General features: G+C 44.7%; 23 protein-coding genes. 6 read left to right on the top strand and 17 right to left on the bottom strand.

Annotated features, from left to right (window positions below):
• Positions 1–220: 220 nt before the first annotated feature.
• Positions 221–1093 carry a LysR family transcriptional regulator gene (locus F0251_RS06705; protein ID WP_116870454.1) on the bottom strand — a complete coding sequence of 291 codons (873 nt, stop codon included), beginning with the start codon at positions 1091–1093 and terminating at the stop codon, positions 221–223.
• 111 nt (positions 1094–1204) lie between these two features.
• On the opposite strand from F0251_RS06705, the gene F0251_RS06700 reads away from it, so the two are divergent.
• Both F0251_RS06700 and F0251_RS06695 read left to right on the top strand, forming a co-directional pair.
• Positions 1205–2404: an MFS transporter gene (locus tag F0251_RS06700; RefSeq protein ID WP_061031462.1), complete on the top strand. Its 1200-nt coding sequence runs from the start codon at positions 1205–1207 to the stop codon at positions 2402–2404.
• Between the two features lie 85 nt (positions 2405–2489).
• The gene (locus F0251_RS06695) at positions 2490–3056 is read left to right on the top strand and encodes a DUF1415 domain-containing protein (RefSeq protein WP_061031463.1); all 567 of its coding nucleotides are present in this window, start codon (positions 2490–2492) and stop codon (positions 3054–3056) included.
• A gap of 27 nt (positions 3057–3083) precedes the next feature.
• Here F0251_RS06695 and F0251_RS06690 read toward each other — a convergent pair whose 3' ends face one another.
• Positions 3084–4151: a sensor domain-containing diguanylate cyclase gene (locus F0251_RS06690; RefSeq protein WP_061031464.1), complete on the bottom strand. Its 1068-nt coding sequence runs from the start codon at positions 4149–4151 to the stop codon at positions 3084–3086.
• Positions 4152–4363: 212 nt separating this feature from the next.
• Between F0251_RS06690 and F0251_RS06685 the strand changes: the two genes are divergently transcribed.
• The gene (locus F0251_RS06685; protein WP_171730628.1) at positions 4364–4939 is read left to right on the top strand and encodes a nucleoside triphosphate pyrophosphohydrolase family protein; all 576 of its coding nucleotides are present in this window, start codon (positions 4364–4366) and stop codon (positions 4937–4939) included.
• 135 nt (positions 4940–5074) lie between these two features.
• On the opposite strand, the gene F0251_RS06680 is transcribed toward F0251_RS06685, so the two are convergent.
• From F0251_RS06680 to gntH, 4 genes are all read right to left on the bottom strand, one after another.
• A complete protein-coding gene (locus F0251_RS06680; RefSeq protein ID WP_061031465.1) occupies positions 5075–5563 on the bottom strand; it encodes a GNAT family N-acetyltransferase in 489 nt (162 codons plus the stop codon).
• A gap of 114 nt (positions 5564–5677) precedes the next feature.
• Positions 5678–6187, bottom strand: a complete 510-nt coding sequence (locus tag F0251_RS06675) for a hypothetical protein (RefSeq protein WP_171730627.1) — start codon at positions 6185–6187, stop codon at positions 5678–5680.
• 178 nt (positions 6188–6365) lie between these two features.
• Positions 6366–6881 (bottom strand): hypothetical protein, encoded by a 516-nt coding sequence (locus tag F0251_RS06670; protein WP_048611397.1) that lies wholly within the window; start codon positions 6879–6881, stop codon positions 6366–6368.
• Positions 6882–7006: 125 nt separating this feature from the next.
• Positions 7007–8632, bottom strand: a complete 1626-nt coding sequence (gntH, locus tag F0251_RS06665; RefSeq protein ID WP_171730626.1) for a guanitoxin biosynthesis MBL fold metallo-hydrolase GntH — start codon at positions 8630–8632, stop codon at positions 7007–7009.
• 193 nt (positions 8633–8825) lie between these two features.
• Between gntH and F0251_RS06660 the strand changes: the two genes are divergently transcribed.
• From F0251_RS06660 to F0251_RS06645, 3 genes are all read left to right on the top strand, one after another.
• Positions 8826–9665, top strand: coding sequence for a LysR family transcriptional regulator (locus F0251_RS06660; RefSeq protein ID WP_017078016.1), 840 nt, complete (start codon positions 8826–8828; stop codon positions 9663–9665).
• Positions 9666–9763: 98 nt separating this feature from the next.
• Positions 9764–10483 carry a hypothetical protein gene (locus tag F0251_RS06655; protein WP_171730625.1) on the top strand — a complete coding sequence of 240 codons (720 nt, stop codon included), beginning with the start codon at positions 9764–9766 and terminating at the stop codon, positions 10481–10483.
• A gap of 59 nt (positions 10484–10542) precedes the next feature.
• The gene (locus F0251_RS06645) at positions 10543–10776 is read left to right on the top strand and encodes a hypothetical protein (protein ID WP_171730624.1); all 234 of its coding nucleotides are present in this window, start codon (positions 10543–10545) and stop codon (positions 10774–10776) included.
• Between the two features lie 289 nt (positions 10777–11065).
• On the opposite strand, the gene F0251_RS06640 is transcribed toward F0251_RS06645, so the two are convergent.
• The 11 genes from F0251_RS06640 to F0251_RS06590 all read right to left on the bottom strand — a co-directional run bounded on the left by F0251_RS06640 (position 11066) and on the right by F0251_RS06590 (position 22170).
• Positions 11066–12520 carry a lytic polysaccharide monooxygenase gene (locus F0251_RS06640; RefSeq protein ID WP_171730669.1) on the bottom strand — a complete coding sequence of 485 codons (1455 nt, stop codon included), beginning with the start codon at positions 12518–12520 and terminating at the stop codon, positions 11066–11068.
• Between the two features lie 375 nt (positions 12521–12895).
• Entirely contained in the window at positions 12896–13255 is a 360-nt protein-coding gene (locus tag F0251_RS06635; protein WP_050650046.1) for a DUF6559 family protein, read from the bottom strand.
• 58 nt (positions 13256–13313) lie between these two features.
• Positions 13314–14072, bottom strand: a complete 759-nt coding sequence (gene btuD / locus F0251_RS06630; protein WP_171730623.1) for a vitamin B12 ABC transporter ATP-binding protein BtuD — start codon at positions 14070–14072, stop codon at positions 13314–13316.
• Entirely contained in the window at positions 14059–15054 is a 996-nt protein-coding gene (btuC, locus tag F0251_RS06625; protein ID WP_171730622.1) for a vitamin B12 ABC transporter permease BtuC, read from the bottom strand. The genes btuD and btuC overlap by 14 nt, the downstream gene beginning before the upstream one ends.
• 134 nt (positions 15055–15188) lie before the next feature.
• On the bottom strand, positions 15189–16217 hold the full coding sequence (locus F0251_RS06620) for a succinylglutamate desuccinylase (protein ID WP_105057017.1): 1029 nt from the start codon (positions 16215–16217) through the stop codon (positions 15189–15191).
• 266 nt (positions 16218–16483) lie between these two features.
• Positions 16484–18280, bottom strand: coding sequence for a M3 family oligoendopeptidase (locus F0251_RS06615; protein WP_171730621.1), 1797 nt, complete (start codon positions 18278–18280; stop codon positions 16484–16486).
• A 125-nt stretch (positions 18281–18405) separates the two neighbouring features.
• Positions 18406–19023 carry an alpha-ribazole phosphatase family protein gene (cobC, locus tag F0251_RS06610; RefSeq protein WP_105057015.1) on the bottom strand — a complete coding sequence of 206 codons (618 nt, stop codon included), beginning with the start codon at positions 19021–19023 and terminating at the stop codon, positions 18406–18408.
• 9 nt (positions 19024–19032) lie between these two features.
• Positions 19033–19626 (bottom strand): bifunctional adenosylcobinamide kinase/adenosylcobinamide-phosphate guanylyltransferase, encoded by a 594-nt coding sequence (cobU, locus tag F0251_RS06605; protein WP_105057014.1) that lies wholly within the window; start codon positions 19624–19626, stop codon positions 19033–19035.
• A gap of 26 nt (positions 19627–19652) precedes the next feature.
• Positions 19653–20459: an adenosylcobinamide-GDP ribazoletransferase gene (locus F0251_RS06600; RefSeq protein ID WP_171730620.1), complete on the bottom strand. Its 807-nt coding sequence runs from the start codon at positions 20457–20459 to the stop codon at positions 19653–19655.
• Entirely contained in the window at positions 20459–21487 is a 1029-nt protein-coding gene (gene cobT / locus F0251_RS06595; RefSeq protein ID WP_171730619.1) for a nicotinate-nucleotide--dimethylbenzimidazole phosphoribosyltransferase, read from the bottom strand. The genes F0251_RS06600 and cobT overlap by 1 nt, the downstream gene beginning before the upstream one ends.
• 71 nt (positions 21488–21558) lie before the next feature.
• Entirely contained in the window at positions 21559–22170 is a 612-nt protein-coding gene (locus F0251_RS06590) for a flavin reductase family protein (protein ID WP_105057011.1), read from the bottom strand.
• Between the last annotated feature and the right edge of the window lie 42 nt (positions 22171–22212).

The raw sequence follows: 22212 nt of genomic DNA, 5'->3' as shown, positions 1-22212 counted from the left end.
AGAAACGTTCTACGAATTCGTATTAACGTTTGCTCCTTACACCCACATTTCATAGTCCCTCACTACCTACTCAAAAAGTACTAGTATTATTTAACGGGCATGCATACCAAGTAAATTAGAAACTGTTAATATCCGCGTCACACATGGTGATTTGCGTCGCATAATGCCATGAAAAATGTGATGTTAGTCCCAAGTATTTGTGGGGTTAATATGTTACTAATCACACATATTGTTTAACGAAGTCGATAAAGGTTCTGTCAGCCTTAGACAGATAGCCCTCTTTTCGCCACGCCAAAGATAGATTAAGTTTTACTGGGTCTTTAAATGACACACCAACAACGTCGTCTTCATACTCTGTTACTAAGCTAAGCAAAGCGGTAATGGCGAACTCACGCTTTACGATGGATAGAATCATGGGCAGTAAGTTAGTCTCAAAGGCGATAGTCATATCTAAATCGTATTTTTTACAAGTCGCATCAATAAAGTCACGATGGAAATACCCTGATTTGAACATGATCAGCTCTTGTCCAAAAAACTCTTCAAAGGTAATAGATGGCTGTAATGCTAACGGATGTTCTTTGCCGACAACGGCTAACATTTCAGAACTAAGCAAGTGGTCAGTTTCTAGGTCATCCGGTACATTTTCATGATTGATAACACCAATGTCGAGTTCACCGTTCAATAGCATTTCACGAATCGATGCAGTGCCCGCATCAATCAACGTCAACTTCAGGTTAGGGTACTGGCTTTTGAACGCCATCACGACTTGTGGAAAGAAGTAGCTCCCCATCATGCTTGGGGCTCCCAAACGCACTTCGCCTTTTTCTAAACCTTTCAATTCGTTCATCGCCAGCTCTGCATCATCAAACTGTTGGGCGATTCGCTTGGCATGCTCAAACAGTACCTTTCCTTCCTCCGTCAAAGTGACCGATTTATCTCCGCGCCGGAACAAAATCAAATCAAGTGTTTGCTCGAGTTTTTTAATGGATATGCTCAAGGCAGGTTGAGCGATATGTAAGGCTTTGGCCGCTTGGGTAAAATTCCCAAACTGTGCAACGGCGAGAAAATGGCGAAGCGGTTTTGATTCAAGCATATCAATACATTAAATATATAGAGGTGATATTTTTAATATATTTCTTTAATCCAACTTGTGCTGATAACTTGTTCACAAACAGCTTAATTATTCCGCATAGGCACAAGATAAATGTTCGATAAAGGCAGTACTCAATACAAACGGATCACTCAATCATTAGCGATTGGTTCATTTATCATTTTCTGTAATCTTTATGTGTTTCAACCTATCTTGCCGCACATGGCTCAGCACTTCCAAGTGTCTGAAACCCAAATCAACTGGCTATTTGCTGCAACCACACTTGGGTTATCAATTAGCTTAGTACCGTGGGCTATCGCTTCAGAGTCATTTGGTCGAAAGCCTATCATCCTATTTAGCCTTTTTGCGATTCCAGTAATTGGTTTAGGCATGGCATTCACCACGACGCTGTTACAACTCGTTATTGCTAGAGCATTGATGGGAATTGCGGTCGCCGCTTTTGCTGGTGTCGCTGTCGCCTATATGGTCGAAGAGTTAACACCCAAAGCCTTTGCAGTCGCGATTGGTGGCTATATTGCTGCCAACTCATTAGGGGGTATCTTTGGCCGTGTGTTAGGCGGCTTGCTGACAGATTATTTCGATTGGCACGCTACCGTGCTGATCTTTGTGGTGGGCTCGCTATTAGGCGCTTTATTCATTGCCTATCGACTACCCGACCAGCAAAACTTCAAACCGCAAAAAGGGCTGTTCTTTCATCATAATCGCTCAGTTGTGATGCATTTAAGAAACCGTACCTTATGGCTTGCTATGTTGATTGGTGGAGCCAACTTCGCTCTGTTTGTGAACCTGTATTCAGTAATGGGCTTTAGATTGGTATCCGAGCCTCACTCCGTCCCTGTTGGCTTAGCATCACTGATCTTTCTCTGCTACCTGGCAGGTACCGTCAGCTCTAAGCTGTCTAACAAATGGACGCTACGTTTCGACCCGTTAAACGGAATTCTATTAGGTGTATGTATCAGCTTGCTAGGAATGCTGGTCTCCGCAATTGATGACATTCCGTTCATGCTTGCAGGGTTATTGCTGATAAGTGGCGGAGCTTTCTTCTCGCACACCCTAGCCTACTCTTGGGTCAGTCAAAAAGCGCCAAGCGCCAAAGCAACAGCAACCGCGCTCTACCTCGTACACTATTATATTGGTGGCAGCTTGGGCGGGTTTTTACTCTTATACTGCTGGCAGTTATTTGGTTGGAATGGCGTGATTGCGGGAGGTTCTGTCTTCTATGTCGCGATATTTGCTTGGGTCTACCAGCTGAAACAACGTCAAGTAGCGACATCTAAACTCGCAGAGGCATAGAAACAACAGCATTTTCGAGACAATTAGTGCTTTTGATTAACAACCGTTCTGATATCCTACGCAAAATTTCATTTCGGAACCTGTTATGTCGAACACTCAAAACACTGATCTTCAAACCATCCATGACCAAGTAAAACAGTGGTTAGACGATGTTGTTATTGGTCTAAACCTGTGCCCATTTGCAGCAAAGCCACAACGTAATAAGCAGATTAAGATCTTTGTGAGTGAAGCGGAAACCGAAGAAGCGTTGCTGGAAGACATCATGACGCATTTTGTTGAACTCGATAACACGCCAGTCGCTGAATTAGAGACGACTCTGGTGGTTGTCCCTAACATGCTGCAGGACTTCTTCGACTACAACATGTTCATTGATTGGATTGAAGCTTTGATCAAACAGCAAGATTGGGAAGGGGTTTATCAAGTGGCGACCTTCCACCCAGATTACTGCTTTGGTGGAGCGGATCCAGAAGACGATGAAAACTTAACGAACCGTTCTCCATACCCGGTTTACCATTTGATTCGTGAAGCGAGCATGGAAAAGGTGTTGAAGCATTACCCGAATCCTGAAGCGATTCCAGATACCAACATCGCTCGAGTTGAATCGTTAACACCAGAAGAGCGTCGTAAATTGTTCCCGTACTTGTTTAGTTAATCACTTAGTATTCCCCTGCAGCAGTAACTAAGTGCCTTTTTGCTGATGATATGGACGAGACACAAACTGATCTCGTCCATTGTCTTTGGCAACATACAAACACTCATCAGCTACTTTAATCAGTGAATCCAACGCTGACATTCGTTCATTGCGTGTTTCACCAGCACTTAATTCGAAATGGCAAGCGCCAATAGAGATAGTGATAGGCGTTCGATCTAGAGTGATTTTTTTGACTTCTTCTAGCAAAGTAGCGAGTTTATCCTCGACACAGTTTGAAGCAATATTGGGATACCAAATCACAAACTCTTCACCGCCAAAGCGTGCGACAAACTCCCCTTCCTGAGCATTACTACTTAATACATTGGCCACTTTCTTCAGGACAACATCACCCATTTGGTGACCATAGCCGTCGTTTACTGACTTAAAGAAATCAATATCAACCACCGCTAACGTTCCTTTGCCTAAAGAGCCCTTAAGTTGCTTTACTTCTGCGTTTAACGTTTTAAATAAAAAGCGTCTGTTGGGTAAATGCGTCAATGGGTCATAAAGCGCCTGATACTCGAGTTTTTCGTTTAACTCTTGTAGTTTTCTCTCTTGCTGCCTGCGAACAAGCTCTACTTCAATCCATGAGGCCATGAGCTTCATCACATCGATATCAAACTCTTTAAACTCGCGGTAGTAAGGGTTACCACTCGAAAAGTTAAGCGTGCCGTAGAGTTCTTCATCAACGAAAATAGGGATACCAATATATGACTCTAAGCCGAAGGATTGATAAGCAGGGTGTCTCGCATAGGTGTTGTGTTCGCCACAATGCTCAATGCAAATCGGACCGTTTGATCTGCATGTAATTTCGCAGTAAGTCGAACGGTAATCGAACATATCTCCACTTTTCAGGTCAACGCCTTCAGGTGTGACACAGTGCTCGACCAAGTAAGTATTACCGTCCACTTTTGACAAGATACCAATATCCAAATCAAAACGTTCGAGCCCCATAGCGAGCAGCTGAGCGATCTGACTATCGAAGCCTTTTCGATATTCATTGGTAATTTGATACAAGCGGCGTATAACAATTTCGCTTTCACTAGCTTGGTGCATAACGATATCCCACTGCTGCCTAAGTGAGTGACAACATTAATATTTCTAATATAAACAAGAGTAAAGAGTAGAAAAACATAATAATCAATTGATTTGTGTGCAAAATACCTCATTGGTCCAATGAATAAAAGTCGCGTTCTTCCACTTTGCGTTAGCACCCCATTCCTACCTTTGTTAAAATGGTCCATTAACGAAACAGAATGGATAGGAATATGAACCTTTCTCAACTAAACCAAGAAATCTACGATCACCTTTACCGCGACATTAAAGAGTTCCGCAGTACTTTTGATCTGCCGGTTGCTGCTCCTGAAACAATGGACGAAAAAGGCGATACGCTACATACATCTCTAGCGATCGAAGAGCTAACAGAACTTGCAGAAGCGGACTCAAAAATCGAACAAGCGGACGCTATTGTAGACAGCGTTTATGTTTTGATGGGACGTTTGGTTCACCTTGGCCAATCCAAAGTAGAAGACAACCTAGCGATCAGCTACTTAATCGACTTACTGTTGAACGTTGCCAAAAACCGTTCAATTGACTTCTTACCTTGCTGGGACGAAGTACACTCAAGCAACATGAGCAAAGTATGCCGTAATGAAACAGAATACGCAGAAACAGAAGCATTCTATGCTGAGCAGAACATTAAGCTAATGGCGGTTCAAAAAGGTGAATACATCATTGCTAAATGCGCTGAAGATTTTGTATCGGAAGGTAAAACGGTTCGCCAAGGCAAAGTACTAAAATCGGTACACTACCGTCCTGCGAACCTTGAGCCTCTTACAGCTTAAGTAAAGTTAAAACTGAAGCGCTTCAAAGCATCAGTTGACTGAAATAGAAAACGCCACGTTATTGTAACGTGGCGTTTTATTATCTATTGGATAACTCTGGCTGTTTTAACTGTAGCCGTGGTTAGAAGCCGAGCGCTATACTAGTCGAGCCATGTGATAAGCCGCCACATATTCGCCATTTCTAAAAGCGAACCCTGCAGACTCCCCCTCAATCACGAAGCCAAACTTCTTATACAGGCTGATCGCTCGTTCGTTATCGGTATAAACGGTCAGTTCCAGTCGTTTGATGTTAATCCAGTTATCACACAAGTCGATTGCTGTTGCGAGCAGTTGACTACCAACGCCTTTGCCTAGCACATCGTCTTTAACACCCATACCAAATGAAGCCACATGTCGTCTTCTTGGATTCACACACACTTCCATTCCCAAGTTGCCAACAATCTCATCGTCGATCATCGCGACATACGAGTACACGTTGTCAGGCATATTAGAGATTCGTTTTTGCCAGCTTTCCAGAGATGGGTTTGGGAGTTGCAGCGTACCGGTATAAGCATTAGTGCATTCGTAAATTTCTTTGATTCCCTTTGCATCTGACGGCTCAGACCGTCTCACTATAATACTCATCGCAACTCCTAATATTTCTTCGCTAAATATGAAACACATCATCAATGTGCACCTAAACACACTAACAAATAGTAAATATTTAACAATAGATTAGATGGACTTATTTTATTGGGCTTAGTTGATACTGAGTAAACGCCCTCTTTCAATATCTTGCTCAAGCACCTCTGGTGTCAAATCGCCATGTCCATGGTGGTCATGATTATGGTGATGCCCATGATCGTGGCCTTGGGAATGACCTTGATGTTCATTTACTCTCTGAGCTAACTTGTCTGAGTCCAAATAGGTATCAGTCAAATCAGCACAATAATCTTCGGTCCATAAACGGCGAGCCTCATCATCACTCATGATTTGCTCGGCTTTAGGGCCCAACTTGTCCATGTAGAACATCCCTAACTCCTCTCCTTCCACATTGGCGTGGTTGATAAGGTTCATGAAAGCAGGTTCTTGGTTTTCATCAGAGAGATGACCATTTTTGTAACACACAGTTAGACCAATAATGTCATCACCAAGTTGTTCTAGTGCAGGGTTGAAATGATTGTGACTGTGATTATGTTCAGCAGCGGCTACAAGCATTGGAGTAAGTAAAACACATGCAATAGCCAGTAGTTTAATAGTGTTATTCATGGATAGACCTTCTAAATTTGAGAGAACAATTTGATTAGTTGCTTGGCTTAACTTCTGGTGAGATGAGCGGATGGGAACATCAGGAATATTTCAGCCTGAGCGCCTCTTCATCTCACGACAAATAATCAATATGATTAGATAACGAGGCTCGATATAACGAGCATTCTGAAAACAAAAATCACTTATCAACCACGATTCTTGCTGGAGCGATGGTGTAAGCCATCTGCTTCATTTCCCATTGCCCTTTTGCTTCTAAGGCAACCGCTAATGCTTGCGCCTCTTCACATACCTTCGCTGGTTTTCCATCAGCCCAGAATGAAGGACCCGAGGTGTATCCACACATAACAGAAAAAGCGTGTTGGCCATCCTTTATTGTGTATTCCGTCATAATGCCTCCACCTTCACCGTGCGTTATTTTTAGCGAGCCTTCATCGGCAACATGCATTGCATCGGAAGGGTTCGGTTTGACATACGTTGTGTAGGTGCCGCCATCTGACATGTATTGGTTGTCATACATGGTGTAGCCTTCTTTTTCTGAAGGTAAGGTCAGTTCGTAGTTAGGATCAATATCCGCTAAACGTTCTGAGTTATTCGTCGCACCAGGTTGATAGTTGTGCGCATTTGATTGTCCGTTCGCGAAAACAGACCCGGCCACTAAAGATAGAATGACGACCGCTAAAATTGATTTTTTCATAATGAACTCCAGATATTCTAAGCAAAGATGTTGCTAGCAATGATTTTTATGGTTGAGTAATAGAATGGGTTTGTTTACCTAAGTTTTTAGGATGTGAGGGCACATCAGCCCTCACTACAAATACCCTATTTGTTGTCGGTTCCTGCTCCTTCACCAGGCTCAGTTGGACGACTTACCGACTTGCGCTCAAGATTGTGGTGAGCACGCACTCTATCCATGTATTCTTGCTTGGTGTTCATACCTTGCTTCATTGCTTCTGGTACTTGTTCAGCTGGGATCACGATGTCACGGTCGACTGGCCACTCAGTTAACAGCTCTGGATGATAGCCTTCTGGGTAGTACAGTTTCGGATCCAACTCTAAATCACGAATCTCTTGTTCTTGTATGTCTTCACGGCTGTTTTTCGGCAACGGAATTCTAAAGTCAGACCCATCTGCCATATCAAATTGTGGCGCTCGCGCATTCGGGAAATCAGGTAAAATACCTTCACGAACCCACGCATTATCTTTAGTCATGTTAACGACAATGCCATCTGGCGCACCGAAGTGGTAAGGTCCTTGCCAATGGTGGCGAACCTCTGCAACGGTTTCCTCATTAAGATATGGGTCGAATGTCATGTGCGTTGTCATGAACAAGCGCGGTTGTACTTCATTCGCCACATAGCCCGCCGCGTACGCTGGCGTGTGGTGAGTATCAACGGTGTAACGTGCTAAGAATGGCGGCACACCTTGAATAATCGAAGACACACCAAACGTTTCAGTTTGCAGCTCAGTAATGAACAAGTCTGCGCCTTTTGCGTATTTCAAATCCAACTCTGTTGGGCGACCGTCTCCTGTCCAAACAAATGAAAGCACTCGACCGTCATCTTGAGTCCAATTCAAGCGGTAACCAGACGCGCCGTCTTTTGCGTGGCTGCGTCGCCAGTGAATCACTTCCACATTGTCTTGGTCATAGATGACGCCTCCGTCATCACGGAAATCAAACTCGTGAACCACAATGTCGTTGCCTGATGGAAACACATCAAATGCATCGGTGTGCCAGTTCAACATTTGCTGCATGCCTTCAATCATATGACGAGTGCCATACTCTGGAGTCGCACCACTCGGGCCATAAATGTTAAGCGGTTTTTCCCAGCGACCATTCCAGCCGCCAAATTGATACAGGTAAGGTAGCGAGCCGTAATGGTCTACGTGTAAGTGAGTAATGAAGATATGGTCGAGCTCATTCATCGCGACACCCGCCGCTACGTAGTTCGCAATAGAGCCTTCACCTAAATCAAAGACAAAGTTAGCGCCGTTACCCAATTCTACGTATATCGAGGTGTTTGCCTGCCCCGGGCGAATCATTGGTGATGTTCCCATGAACGTGACACGCATTTCATCCGGTTGAACTTCTTCAGTGCGTGGGAACCAGTTTGCGCCCGACACCATGTGATCGCCATAAGGTGCAATGCCCTCAAACATTAGGCCTTCTTTCCAACCTGAATTGGTTTCTTTGCGATAGTCACCATTATTTACACCGCCCATTAACACAGAAAGCACCTCTTCTTCTGAAGAGTACAAGTTCCCCTTAGGTTGGTTGCTCAGATACTCTTCAAGGGTTTCACCCTCGTGATATTCAAATTTCTCGAGTTTTTGAATATCAGAGTTGGTCTGCTTGGTGTTGTATTGCATCATTGGGTCAGCAGCAAAAGCGGTTGTCGTGATGATCATTGCTGTCGAGATGATTGATAATTTTGCGAAAGTTCTCATAGTTTCACCTATCGGTCTGAGTATTTAGTAAATGAATGAAGTTCCTTCCTCACTCCGATGCAAACAAGTTTATTAATAAACATAACCTTGATATATAGTGTAAACTTTACTTAAAACCTCCATTTCATTTATGAGTTAATAACGATTCCACCATGATTTGGATGAGTGGCAATAAGAATAGAGGGAACTGAATTTGGACCTTAATCTACTGACGACATTTTTGGCCGTTTACAAACACAGCTCTATCACCGTGGCATCAGAGCAGCTCGATATTTCTCAACCCGCGGTAAGCGCGGCTATTAAGAGACTCGAAGGGGTCGTGGGCAAAGCTTTATTTGTGAGAGAAGGACGAGGTATCGCGCCCACTGGAGCTGCGGTATCACTCGCTAACAAGATAGAAGACCCATTGAACATCATTGGAACGGTTGAGCAGCAAAAGAATGACCTTAAAGTCTATTGCACAGAGAGCTTGCTTCATTTCGTTAGCCAGGTTGAAGGCGTAAGCTTTACGGAAGCGCCGCTCGAAGAGGAAGAACTGTTTGATGCGCTTACTGCACAAAAAGTGGATATCGTCATTGATGTACTTTCGAGTAAGAAACACTCATTGATTGAAGAAACCATCGTCGATGAGGAGCCCGTGTGTCTGACTCGAATCAACCACCCTCGAATTGGTGAGACACTGAGTAAAGAGGAGTATTTCCAAGAGGAACATATTGCACTCAAGATCAAACGCGCCAACATGAACACGGTCGAGTTTTTATCAGAGAGCGATATCGAGCCGAGAAAAGTCAGAATTGAAACCAGCTCAATTTCAAGCATGCTGATTTTGGCAAGCACGACAGATTACATCGCCGCTTCTACTCGTTCTTTTGCAGAAATGCTCGCACCAGCGCTTGGCTTACGCGTTCACCCTATCCCCATCAAATTAAAACCGCTCACGTTTCGAATGCTCTATCACCGCCGTTATGCTAACGACGAACAGCACATCAAAACCCGTGAAGCAATCAAATCGGCATTAAGAAAACATAAATGAAACTGAGGTTTTAACTAAAGTTAACCCTATTAATATAAATTTGGTTTCATCACATACTCTCCAGCAAGTTAATTCAATAGAACAACACTGGAGAATACATGAACAAACTTAACCTTATTGCACTACCACTTACATTACTCAGCAGTGCATCGTTTGCGACTTCGACTCAAGTTTACATCGAACAAAACGTTGCCTCTAATGCTGCTGATAACGGTGTCTATACCACGGAAGCTGGCGCATTAATCGACACCTCAGAAAATGGACAAGTCTATATAGGTTTTGATGACCAGGGTTGGTTGGCAGCGGGTTACGGCCACGACTTTCACATCAGCGAATCCTTCACGTTCAACCTATACGGTGAGCTTGGTAAATGGGACAAAGGTGAAGAGTTATTAATCGAAGGTATTATCGATTACCAAGTGAACGATAATTTCAATGTATTCAGTGGATTGGGATATAACCAGTCAGGCCAAGTACTCGAGAATGTAAGCGACACCACGATTAATACCAATAAGTTCATCGCCGGTGCGGGGTACTCACTCGCCGGTTGGGATTTAGCTTACCAATACACTCACGCAAACAGTGATGGCTCCAACGGCGGATTTACCCATGACGGTGACAATGTCTATTTTCATCAAGGTGACTACCGTACCAATGAACACGAAGTCGTTCTCTCTAAGAGCATCGACGACTGGACACCCTACGTGAAATACACCTATTTCAACACCAACGAAGGTGACCTTTACTTGAACGGCCAATCGATGGGCCCGATCGACAACGACAGCATCATCACACTTGGTTTGTCTTACGACTTCTAAACATCTCAGATTCAATTCTCATAGGCAGATGGATTTGCCCACCTTTCGAGGGCACTACTATGAAAATGACTCCTCAACGTAACAAAGTCATTAATATCGCTGCAGCGATCAGTATCGTTTTGTTTTCCGCGATTCCCACCTACGCGAGTGCTGATCACTTAGATGTCCATTATCTAGAATCGAGTTATCTAGAAACCAGATTTCTAGACTCCTCCTTCTTCGAATTCATGACACCAGATTTTGGTCAGGGGTATCTTAACGATGAGATTAAAGAAAACCTTATTCTGGAATAATTCGCTAACACATTACAAAACGCAAAAGCTGAGGCTTGGATACACTCGATGGAGTAGTAAATGGGAACATCGAAAAATCCAGCCGTTAACCCAATGTACTCTTTAGTCAGACTTGAACTAATAAAGATAAACACAATTCACTTCACAGTCGACCCAGTACTATTATTTTCATGGCGATATCGCATCATGCTTTACTTATACCCCACAAAAAAGCACCACACTTATAAAGCATGGTGCTGATGTTACTGTGTAGTTTTGACTAAGCTAATTAGTATCTTTAAAACAAAGACTAGTTAGCTGGACGCCAAACGCCCCATTTATCATTTTCGTAGGTTGCTTGAGGGTTTGTACCACCTTGAATCCACCATTGTGCTTTCCATGACTGGTTCGAGTAAGTCACGATTTCACCACCAAGGTAAACCTTAGACGAGTCCCACGTGCCTAGATCTGGGTCAGGTGTCGGATCTGGATCCGGCGTTGGATCTGGGTCAGGAGTTACACCACCATCTTCAGCAATCACTTCGAACGTGAAGGTTTCTACACTTTCGCTTTCAATTGAGCTAGCAATGAACGACAAAGTTTCGTTCGCTGTAATCGCAGTCGTATCGACAACAATTGAAGCCGTTCCGTTGTTTTGAATGCTAACGGCAGAACCTTGAGTCTGAGTTAGGTTTGCTGCTTCGCTCGTCGCAATTACAACTTTGTCGCCAGCATTAACGACATTGTCACTCTTCACTAGTTCGTAGATGTCGCCTTTTAATGGCTCAACACCGCCGTCGCCACCTTCAATCAGCGTTAACTGACCAGAAGCACGGCTATCTTTTGAGTTAAAGAAGTTACGTGACGGATCGTTTTGGAAGTACATGTAGTGCTGCATTTCAGCGTGCCAGTCACCAATGAAGATCGCACCGTCTTTAAACTCTTCGTGCCAACCATTAATTTCCGACGCTAACAAGCGAGCCCAATCGTTCACGTTGCTCGCATCAATCACGATATCGAAGCTACGTGCGATTTCACCATACTTGTTGATGATGTCGTACTTAACGGTGTCGCCAATTTCTGGTGTACCAAACTGGTCAGATACAAACAAGCCGCCACGTACTAGATCAGGTTGTGGTGTAGGCTCAGGCGGAGGTGTTGTACCACCTGTAATAGTGATGTCTGAACAGTTGTAGAAGCCTTCACCCGCTGCATCGTTACGCTGCCAGCGTACATATAGGATCGCGTCACCAGAACGGTCAGATGGAATCGTCACGTTGATACGGTATTTGCCTCCACTTACAGGAACATTGCCCACTTCTTGGATAAGATCTAAGTCACCCCACGCTAGGCCTTTGCTCAAGTCTGCATTAGGTTTCGTTAGGTAGAACTCCCAAAATGAAGGATTGTGTGGTGCAGTCGCGTTGAATACATATTCAAACGTGCCTGTACTTAGCTCGGTACGAGTCCAACCAGTATGAGGCGCCCCCATACCGCGCTTTTGCGAATCGTTGGCATAACAGAGCGTGCCATCAGGAATCGCTGCTTTCACTGCGTTGATGTTGTTGAAATCCTGAATGTTTTTTGCGTATTCGTTACGTTGAACAAACGGGTACGAGCCAGAAATATCTTTCGCTTGAGCACATGCCGCATTCGGTGGTGTACCCGACCAAATCCCGCCTTGCTCGTAACACGTGTTCTGACGTGCGCTTGGAAATTCAGACCATCCATGAGCGTTTGCCACTGACGGCACACTCGATAGCATAGCCATACCTACTGCTACTTTTAGAAGATTATTATTTATTGTTGTCACTTTCCCACTCTCTATTATTTTACCCTGCACACAAGACCAATTGGTCAACAACCAATCAATATTGCAGTTCGAGGGTTTATAGTTTTTGTTTAAAGAACAACGAAAAATATATACGTCAATTTTATCAATAACAGCGGGTTTTATATTGATAGGAATCAGAGTCACACAACTCATAGAAATGCGTTGTCGATAGATGATGTTGCTTCTAATTATTGGATCTCAGTATTCCGTCTTGATTGGCGCAACATTATTCAAAGTGAATAAAAAAGCGGCTTGATGATTAAGCCGCTTAGGGGATATACAGGATGTTAAATGGTGAGAAAAGATTTAATAGCGGCTATGCATGCCCATGCGATGTGACATGTCGTCGTCCATACGACCGCCCTTCCAACCGCCGCCACCCAATAGATTAAGTACATCTCGCGCGGTGTAGTCTTCTCCGTCAAAGAAGTCATTAGACACATAATTACGCAGCAACTGAATAGTTGGAGCTAATTCAACAGCAAGATCTTGTGGATCCGCAAACAAGGCTAAAGCAATCTGTTGTTGGCGTTTACTCAACTCACGAGAACTTGTTTCAACCTGCCCAATAGAGAAGAAATCACGGCTTCCGTAGCTCTTCACCATCTTTGCAGACAATGACTTAATCACCTTTTTGATTCTTCTTCTTTGGATGTATCTAAACATGTTTGCTTCCTTTACTAACTCGCCTTGAACTCAGTAACCGGCTTAACCAATTAGTTTTTTAACCAAACAACAGATAGGTTTGATTATCGACTGAGATACTTTTGACTTCAGTGTTGAACACAGACTCTAGTTGTTCTGGCGTAAGAACTTGTTCTGCACTACCTGATGCTTGAAGTACACCTTTATCAAGCAACAACACCTGGTCAGCGTGTCTTAGGGTACGATTTAAATCGTGGTTTGCCACGATCACCGCAATGCCCTTCTCTGCCACTCGTTCAATGAGCTTGTAGAGTAAGGCTTCTTGAGCAATATCCAATGGCGCAGCAGGCTCATCGAGAATCAACAACTTCGCGTATGGGTTAAGTGTCGGCCAAATTTGCAAACACATGCCCGCCAAGCGAACGCGTTGCCACTCACCACCAGACAAAGCTTGAATAGAGCGATGAAGCTTGTCTGCAATATCGAGCATCTGGGTTATCTCTTCCAAAGCAGCATTGATTTTAGTATCAAATCCTTGTGAAGAGCTTGGCAGAGACAACGCAAGGTATTGGAACACTTCTAAGTTGAAAGCAGGTCTTGCGCTTTGACACAAATAAGCGCGATGCAGTGACAAGTCTTGCAGCGACAACTTTGATAAGTCTTGTTCATCGAGCTTGATATTGCCCTTGTAACCATCACCGATACCCGAAATGGCCTCAAGTAAGGTACTTTTACCACTGCCATTGGGGCCGATAACGTGAGTCACCTGCCCTTGGTTAAGCTCGAATGATAGCGGTAATAAACGAGCGCCGACGCTCAGGCTCTTAATTTGAATCATGATTTTTAATTAACATCCAAATGAAGATAGGCGCACCGATACTTGTGGTCATCACACCCAAAGGTAATTCTGCAGAATCCAATAAGGTACGCGCGCAAATATCAGCAAACACCAACAATGCAGCCCCCGCAACAGCAGACAAAGGAAGCAGGTATTTGTTGTCAGTACCAATCGCTAAACGAAGTAAGTGTGGCACAACCAAGCCCACAAAGCTGATTACGCCGCCTAATGCCACTGCACAGCCGACCAAAATAGACACAGCGAAGATTAAGCGCCAACGTAACTTGGGTACATTCACACCCAGTTGCGCAGCGTGTGTCTCCCCTATCATCATTTTGTCTAGCTTACTGCCTTGTAAACACAACCAAATAATCACAGGGATCATCACTAACGTTAGCGAATGCTGATACCAAGTCACACCACCTAGGCTGCCCATTAGCCAGTACATCAATAAGCGAAGGCTAAGGTCGTCACTAAAATAGAACGCCCATGTCACCATCGCGCCAGAAAGAATGCCTAACGCAACACCCACCAACAGCAGTTTAGCTGTGGTCAGTCGCATCGCTTTTACCATGCTTACCAGAATCACGGTGAAACAGAGTGACCCTAATACGGCTGCAATCATAAAGAGTTCTGGAGTCGGCGCAAACGGCAAGAAGAACAGCACAATCACCATGGCGAGGCTTGCACCACCAGAAATGCCGAGCACACCTGGTTCTGCTAATACGTTGCCTAATAACACTTGTAAGCTTGCGCCAGAAACCGCTAGCCCTGCCCCGATGGCAATAGCTGCTAATAATCGAGGTAAGCGTAAATCAATCAGTAGTTTTTGTTCTAATGTGGACAAGGTGCCCAGAGGGGAAATGAAGAGATCGCCAACCATTAGGTAAATAGCACTCAGCGCGATAAGCAGTGATGCCATCAGATAAATGGCTCGCGTCCATTTGCGCTGTTTTTGGTGAAGAAGTTGTTGGAAATCCATATCAAGCTACTTTGAGATTGTTCGCGTAACCTTACCTGTATACCCAAATAAACTCAAGGTTCACACCGTAATGTGAACCTTGATATTTCAACCAGTTGAGCGGTTATTCAACGAACCGTCGTCGCTGCTACAGATTAATCGTAAACCAACTGCCCGTGGTCAAATCGTGTTTCCACTTCACACACCATTAAGGCTGCTCGTTGACCGATAGCAACATTACGGTTTGGGAACACCACTGCTTCGTTTTCATTCTTCGCCATTAATGGTTTATCACCATCATGGCCAAAGACTTCACCGTGCTTGAATGCAGTAAAGTTCTCTACAGAATCTGAGAACATGAAATCGAAATCATCATGTAAACGAACAATGGTGCGGCTCACACGATAAGTAATGGTTCGCTTAGGCAGATGCTCTGGCTCAGCTTCCGCGATTAAGTTACGCATGGCGAGATCAAAAGCCGTTAGTCTATCAAGTTGGTTCTGACCAATTCTCGCGACCTGCCCGAGTTCCATTGTCAGAGCCTGCGCTCCGAAGTTTTCAGCGCTGTACCAGCTGAACGTGCTGGTAGGTGCATTCGACAGCAACACGGCTTCAACGTGAGCACTGTTGATGAAGTCGAATAACTCTTTGCTACGTACTTCGTGGCGAACCTTAGGGCTCACAGCAAATGAATAATGCTTAGATAAACGGATTGCACAGTGCAGATCTAAGTGCCAGCGCGTTTCTGGCTTGGTTTCTTTATAAAACTCTGTCACCAGATACTTTAAGTTCTGGGCGATATCCACTTCTCGATTGCTCTCGTACTGCTTTTCATCAAACAGACGGTTCATATTCACATCAAGAAAACGGGTATGCGCGTTGGTTGCTTCTGGGTGAGCTATGATAAACAAGCATCTAGCGTTCACTGCCTGAAAGCCTGTTTCAATATCCTCAACGAGCTTATCAATCAGCTCCATTGGTGAGGTTTCGTCGCCGTGTACACCGCTTGAAAAGATAATGTTCTTGGTTTCAGAACTGTAATCAGCGGGAATCACTTCCAACACGCCACGTTGATGAAGCTTAATTTGAACACCGTTACTCAGTACGGTCTGTCCTGCAAACACTTCTTGCTCAAGATCTAGGCTGTCAAAAAGAAATGATTGGCGAAAGAGGGTCTTCGTCATGCGTTACTCCTTAATTGCACGGCCGTATGTTAATAAATTGTACATAGAAATTGTGTTGCTAGGATCGCACTTATCAACAGAAACTCCGTTATCACTCACAAATACTACCCATAAATTTTATATTTCCTGCTTATCAACAAACCGAGGCCTGTGCTAAATAACTTTCTCTATTTAAAGCAACTTTTGGTTATATCAAGTTCTTTCAGCAAGATAAGAGCCACGTAAGCTAACACAGCTCTTACCTGCTATGAACAGATTGAGATCAATTAATCTTCCTGATCGAGCAATCTTTCAAATTCATCGATCTGAACTTTGACCATGTCGATGCTTTGTTGCCAGAAATCGGCTTGAGTCAGGTCCATTCCTAAGTGTTTTTGAACCACTTCTTCCGCCATCATGCTACCCGTGTCACGAAGCAATGAGACATAATCATCGTAGAACTGCTCACCTTTCGCGTCACGCTGAGCGTAAACACCTTTACTGAACAGATAACCGAATAGGTATGGATAGTTGTAGAAACTCACTTGAGAGATGCTGAAGTGTAACTTGCTCGCCCAAAAGTAAGGGTCTGCTTCGGTCATTGCATCGCCGTACCACTCTTTCCAAGTGCTTTCCATCAGGTCACACAATTGTTGCGCCGTCAGCTCGCCTTTTTCACGCTGCTCGTAAAATGCTTTTTCGAATTCGAAGCGCACTGGAATGTTGACCATTAAAGCCAATGAAGAAGACAACTCTTCCCACAGCATTTCAAGTTTCTCGTTTCGTGTTTGGGCTTGCGTTAACAAGTGGTCACGAACGATGTTTTCAGCAAAGATAGAAGCTGTTTCTGCGAGCGTCATTGGGTAGCGTGTCTTGCACAACGGCATGTCTTTCATTACCCAGTTGTGGAACGCGTGGCCTAGCTCGTGTGCCAATGTCATTAAGTCAGAGCGGCTGCCACTCCAAGTCATGAACACAAGCGGTGTGCGTGTCGCGGCAAACTTAGTGCAGTAAGCACCTAAACGTTTGTTGGCTGCTGGTGCGGCATCAATCCAACCATTCTCAACCATTAAAGCGACAAAATCAGCCATCTCTGGATTTACTTCTGCGAAAGCGGTTTTGATCACTTCGATCGCTTCATCAAATGGGTAAACCTTAGATTCCGCATCACCAAGTGGCGGCATTGCAGCTAAGTGATTCCATGGCTTCATTTCATCTAAGCCGTGAACTCTTGCCATCAATAGACCCGCTTTCTGACCTACTGCGCGATTAGCTTTCGCCACAGACATCATTGTGTCTAGCGTTTCATGCACAATTCGGCTGCCGTGCAAGCTTGGATCTAAGAAATGCACATCTGCGATTTTCGAGCGCTTTTTGTTTTCAGTCAGACGCCAACCTGCAAGCGCATTTAGGATCGAAGCAAATGACTCTTGGTGAGTCTTCATTGCACCTTGAACCGCGCGCCATGCTGGCTCTTGTTTGTCGAATTCGCTACCGTATAACAAGCTCGCCGCTTGCGAGAAACCAAGTGCTTCTTCTTCACCATCAAGTTTCAAAGACAGTTTCAAAGAGCCGGTAAGGTTATCGTATAAACGACCCCATGCATCACGGCCATCGACTTTCATGGCTGCTAAAAGCTGTTCTTCAGCCACACTGAGACGGCTGCTTGATAGCTTACGTGAGCTTTCAATCGCAAAGCGTTGGCCTGCAACATCTGCACTCTCGTGTTCTAAAACGGCATCAATAAACTCTGGTTCTGCGTGAATCAGCGTATCTTCATAAGGGCTAAACGCTTGTGACATTTCAGAGTTCAGCTTTGCTACACGGCCAAGCAGCGCTTTGGCTTCTGTATGAGTCGCATCCACTGAAGCGTGACAGTTAGCAAAGGTGTTAATTGTGCTTAGTAGCGTGCCTGCTGCTTCTGAGGTCTGGATTGCGTTTTGCATTGCCAGAATGATGTGACGCTTTTCAACATGCAGGTACAAGAGTTCGATACACTGTTGAATGAGTTCAATATCCTGTTCAATTTTTGCATCATCAAGATCGCGATAAGCAATGCTTAGATCCCAACTCGGTGTTGTCATGACTAAATTCCTTTCACGTAGGTAGTAATACCAATCTGGTATAGCGACTGTTAACGCCACTTTATACTTCTAATTACTTTTAATACTTCTAAGATTGTTAATTCTTAAACTGTGTTTTTGGACACTCAGAGAACAGGCAGGCCTATCGCTTTGACGCTGATAAAGCTCTGCGCAAACTGAGTGACTTGAATATGGGTTATCGAGGCATTCTCAATCAATAGCTTCGAGTACAAGCTCGGATTTTTCCAATCAATATCAAGGCAATGCGCCAATAGCATTCGAATTACGCCACCATGAGTAACCATCAATAGATTGTCACTTGAGTTATTCAAAAGTTGCGACCAAGCTTGAGTTACTCTGTCGTGGAAGCTCTGTAAACTTTCCGCTCCAGTCAGTTGATGATTTGCCGGGTCTTGCCAAAAGGTGTCTAGCATCGCCCACTTATCTTCAAGCTCATCAAACGCGATGCCGTCCACCTCACCAAAGTTCATTTCTTGAAATTCTGGTGCAATCGACAAAGGCACCGACATGCGCTCTGCATATAAATTTGCTAGGTCGCTGCAGCGCCTTAATGGCGAGGTAATAACACCATCAAGAGCCACACCGTGTTGCACCAAGGCTTCACATATTTGCTGTTGAAGCTCAGGGTTAACCAGCACGTCAGATACACCGTTTAGTGCAGCTTTTCCTTCAACCTTGCCGTGTCTTAGCAAATAGATATTTTTGGTTGTTCCATTGACCATGTATGAGACCTAGCCTTGAGCATCAAACGAATGATTTGAGGGTTTTAAATTCAACGGTAATCCTGCGGCGATCAACGTGACTCGTTCGACAACGCTTGCGAGCGCTTGGTTCATTCGCCCAGCATTGTCTACAAATAAGCGCGACACTTTACCCAGAGGAACAACACCTAAACCCACTTCGTTAGAGACCATGATAATTTGCGCTTGGCTTTGCTCGACGCTTTTGACCAATACTTCAACCACGGCTTCAACCTGTTCATTGGTTGCGTCGTCACCCAGTTCAAAGATGATGTTGTTCAACCACAATGTTAGGCAGTCAATCAGCACCACATCTTCTTTCTCAAAAGACTGCAATTTTTCGGCTAATTCGACGGGTACTTCATGCTCAATCCACTCTTCACCACGACGATCTTTGTGATGAGCGATTCGCTCGCGCATTTCATCGTCTAAATAGGTAGCTGTCGCTATGTAATGTAGACGCCCATTTGAACATGCTTCAATTGCACATAATGCTTGTTGTTCTGCAAAACTCGACTTACCTGAGCGCGCACCACCTAAAACAAGATGGCGATAACTCTGATACGCTTGATTATTGGTTGTCATGTGTTGCCTCTAAAATCCTGAATGAGTTACATAAAGCCGTTATAAAACGCAGCGGTAAACACAACGTAAATCAGCAGTTCCATCAACTGTTGAACCGCGCCCAAACAGTCACCAGTAAAGCCACCAATGCGTGCAATTAACCACTTTTTGAAGCCCACTCTAAACAGATAAGCAATCACAGCTAAAACACACGTAAACGCTAACCCAAACCACAAGCTTGGCAACAGACCAACCAACATAAGGAAGAGAAGCTCCCCCTTGGTTTGTTTGTTGGCTAAAGGCTTACTCTTGCTCGTATCCAAGTCGCTAACATAAGGCATGTCATAAATAAGGGAGGCCGCAATCGCTCGGCTAAAGGTGTAGCTCGTCACGATGACCATAAACAATTCAGCCATGCTGACGAGTTCATTGAGCAGAACCCACTTACCAAGCAAAGCCATGATCAGCGCAGACGCACCGTATGTACCGATGCGGCTGTCTTTCATGATGGTCAAACGACGTTCCAATGTCATACCACCACCGATGCCATCCGCCATGTCGGTCAAACCATCCTCATGGAAAGCGCCAGTGAGCATTAAGCTAAAACTCATCATCAAAAAGATGGCAATCGAGCTTGGTAACACAGTATCAAGCAACAGAAACAAACCGCCGCACAAGACACCCAGCAACAAACCAACTGTTGAAAAGTAGCGACCAGAACGGTTCATACGCTCGTCTGAATAAGGCGTACTCTTCGGCATCGGCAAGCGAGAAAAAAAGCCCATTGCCAACGAAAACAGCTCCCACTGATAAGCTGCGCGATCTTTCAAAGATCTTTGTGGCGTATCACTCATTAAACTGTGACTCCAGCGCTCTCGAAGCTCGCCATGCTGTTATAGAACTCCGCTGCCGCTCGGGTGATTGGCATAGCCAAAGCTGCGCCCGTGCCCTCGCCTAATCTCAAGCCAAGGTCAAGCAACGGTTCCGCGTCTAAAAGTTCTAGTAGGATTTTGTGCCCTGACTCTTCAGAGCGATGCGCAAAGATCATGTAATCGCGACAGTTCGGCTCAATCAAGGTCGCAACATACGCCGCAACTGACACAATAAAACCATCGACCAATACTGGTGTTCTGTTGTGGTATGCACCAAGGAAGGCACCCACCATTTGCACTATTTCGTAACCACCAACTTGAGCTAGAATCGATTTAGGATCGAGTCCTTTGCAGCGTGCAACACCTTGTTCAACCACAGCCACTTTATGAGCTAGTTGTTCGTTATTGATGCCTGTACCTAAACCAACACACTCTGCCGCAGTTCGCTTTGCTAGTGCGCTTAAAATCGCTGACGCGCTGCTGGTATTGCCGATACCCATCTCACCAAACATGATGATATTGGTGCCATTCGAAATGGTTCTAGATACAAGATCTGCGCCCAATTCAATCCCACGTTCTACCGTTTCTAAACTCATCGCGGCTTCATTGGCAAAGTTATTGGTTCGTGTACCCAAACGCTGGGAGATCAGCATTGGGTTATCAGATTCGATTGGTAACAATATTCCTGTGTCGACCACCGTAATATCGATGTTATTCACCGCACAAAAACAGTTAATCGCTGCGCCGCCGTTTAAGAAGTTCAATACCATCTGCTGTGTGACGGCACTCGGGGCAATACTCACGCCTTCATCAGCAACACCATGATCACCTGCAAAAATGATGATGCGCGGTTTATTTAATTCAATATGTTCAACCGCAGCTTCTTTTCCTTGGCTTTGAATCAGAGCCAATTGATGAGCAACTTTTTCCAGTAAACCAAGCGCGCCTAGCGGCTTAGTTTTTTGGTCAATGCGATGTTGGATGTACTGCGAGTATTTTGTATCTAACATAAAATTATGTGGCACTTACATTGAGGAACGGGGTTTAACGATCTTATTCGCTAAAGCTAAATAGTTAACGCTTACTTAGGACGAGCCACCGAGAACACATTGGATAGCGTGGCGTATTCGCCTCCACCTAGTCGAGATAAAGGATCCAGTGCGAGCGCATCTATCTTCAGGCGGTCGCTCTCTTTATCGATCACCTCTTCAGCTATATACACCTGCTCAATTTGCGCAAAGATAAGGCTTTGCGGTACTTCACCGACTTCTTTAACTTCATACAAGGTGCAGCCAAAAGCCACAGCGCACTCCTTCACTCTAGGTAAAGAAAAACCTTCAAACTCAACCAACTCGATATTATTCGCGGTGACTTCAGAGTCACCATGATCGAGCGAGGCTGCTGTCGCTGTCATCACCTCGGCAGAACTGGCTGACGCGATGTGAATAACCAACTGACCCGTTTCAAGGGCATTACGAGTGGTGTCTTTGATTTCGCCCGATGGCTTCTTCCCGACCGATAACATCAGTAGCGGCGGGTTACTTGAAACAGGCGTGAAATAAGAGAAAGGCGCTAAATTGTATTCTTGGGCAGCAGATTCCGTTAATGCCCACGCGATAGGACGAGGCACAACGGTTTGCGTCATCAGGTGGTAAATCTGAGTAGGAGCGAGAGTATCAAGCTTGAGGTTCATAGCACATCCTTGGTCTATGTGAATTACGACCCAGTTTACGTG

The sequence above is a fragment of the Vibrio sp. 070316B genome (genome assembly GCF_013114115.1).
Taxonomy (GTDB): Bacteria; Pseudomonadota; Gammaproteobacteria; order Enterobacterales; family Vibrionaceae; genus Vibrio; species Vibrio chagasii_B.
The sequence above is the reverse complement of the archived record's forward strand: the minus strand, read 5'-3'. Positions and strand labels throughout refer to the sequence as shown.